Source organism: Amycolatopsis tucumanensis (assembly GCF_021654135.1).
GTDB lineage: Bacteria > Actinomycetota > Actinomycetes > Mycobacteriales > Pseudonocardiaceae > Amycolatopsis_E > Amycolatopsis_E tucumanensis.
Window position 1 is genome coordinate 1 of sequence record NZ_JAKGSD010000139.1, and the last position, 951, is coordinate 951.

The 951-nt window shown below is 65.6% G+C and carries 2 protein-coding genes and 1 pseudogene; 1 reads left to right on the forward strand and 2 read right to left on the reverse strand.

Going from position 1 to position 951, the window contains the following annotated elements:
* Positions 1–129: 129 nt before the first annotated feature.
* Positions 130–327 carry a hypothetical protein gene (locus tag L2C96_RS44175; RefSeq protein WP_237340327.1) on the forward strand — a complete coding sequence of 66 codons (198 nt, stop codon included), beginning with the start codon at positions 130–132 and terminating at the stop codon, positions 325–327.
* Positions 328–385: 58 nt separating this feature from the next.
* Here L2C96_RS44175 and L2C96_RS45545 read toward each other — a convergent pair.
* Both L2C96_RS45545 and L2C96_RS44185 read right to left on the reverse strand, forming a co-directional pair.
* Positions 386–791, reverse strand: a pseudogene (locus L2C96_RS45545) (IS982 family transposase); the annotation flags it as partial.
* The coding region (locus L2C96_RS44185; protein ID WP_237340328.1) for a hypothetical protein at positions 679–951 on the reverse strand (273 nt) is incomplete at its 5' end. The gene L2C96_RS44185 and the pseudogene L2C96_RS45545, both read right to left, overlap by 113 nt.

Genomic DNA, 951 nt, shown 5'->3' on the forward strand with positions numbered 1-951 from the left:
CACCAGCGGCGGGAGTCGGTTCTCATCTCGGTCTCCTATACCTATGGGGGGTATCTGTACGACCGAGAAGTTAGCCCTGTGGACGAACGTGAAGCAAGTACCCCCGGGGGGTAAGATTGCGATCCAGGTGTGGAGGTGCACACGGCTGTGCTGACCGGCGCCGCGATGCTGCCGATCGTGGCCGGCCTGGCGCAGAGCCGTGCTGCGTCGGGCGCGGTCTCAGCTGATCAAGCCGAGGCCTGGCTCGACGAGCAGCGACGCCGGGCGAGCGATGGGCGGATGTTGCTCGCCGTGCCGATGTTCCTTGCGTCGGCCACGCGCCCGTGACGCTCACCTGATCTAGATGGTTGATTCCGTGAAGCTGAGGTATGGTTGGTGGTCGTACGTGGTGAGTGGCCGTTTGCCGGCCTTTGAGGGTCTGGTTGACCGAGTTGGCCCATACCCATTGCCGCACGCCGCCGAGGTTGCTGTTGCGGTAGGTCTCGTTTTGCGGTCGGGGCCGCAGGAGCCGAAGTCCCAGCGTGTGGCCTGCTTGAAGGCTTTGCCTGCGAAGCCTTGTCGGCCAGCAGGACCTGACCGTCCCGGATGAGGTGGTGGTGGTTGTGTTCCAGCAGGGCGACGACCACCTCACGCTCGCCGAGCTTGGGGTTGGCCAGACACCACATGATCGGCATCCCGTCACCGGAACAGACGAGCTTCGGGCCCCAATAGAACCGCGAATGCGAGGCGCAACAGCCGTAGCCGGCGTGCCCGGCCAGGTCCGAGCGCTTGACCGTTTCCCGCGACATGCCACGGTGCGGCATGCTCTGGATTCTCCCTGGAACCAGAGCCTGCACAGAACCCGGGGCGCATCACGGTGGCGACCTGGCTGCGTTGCTGGAGCACGGTTTTCAGGCTGTCGGCGAGTCGGGGCAGGACGGTGTCGGCGGCGGTGGTGCCCGGGACGGTGAC